This is a genomic window from Streptomyces achromogenes subsp. achromogenes, from assembly GCF_000720835.1.
Classification (GTDB): Bacteria; Actinomycetota; Actinomycetes; order Streptomycetales; family Streptomycetaceae; genus Streptomyces; species Streptomyces achromogenes.
In genome coordinates, this window is the sequence record NZ_JODT01000123.1 from 1 (window position 1) to 325 (window position 325).

The following is a 325-nucleotide window of genomic DNA, read 5'->3' on the forward strand; positions in this document are numbered from 1 at the left end:
GATGCACACCCTGGCCCAGATCGGCTTCCAGCAGTCCTACACCTACTTCACCTGGCGCAACAGCAAACAGGAGCTCACCGAGTACCTGACCGAGCTGACGGGTGAGGCGGCGGCCTACATGCGGCCGAACTTCTTCGCCAACACTCCCGACATCCTGCACGCCTACCTCCAGCACGGCGGGCGGCCCGCGTTCGAGGTCCGTGCCGTGCTGGCCGCCACCCTCTCCCCCGCCTGGGGCATCTACTCCGGCTACGAACTGTGCGAGAACACCCCGCTCAGGGAGAGCGGGGAGGAGTACCTGGACTCGGAGAAGTACCAGCTGCGC

The 325-nt window shown here is 66.2% G+C and carries 1 pseudogene; it reads left to right on the forward strand.

From position 1 onward, the window contains the following. Positions 1 to 325 (forward strand): annotated as a pseudogene (locus tag IH25_RS38265) (alpha-1,4-glucan--maltose-1-phosphate maltosyltransferase); the annotation flags it as partial.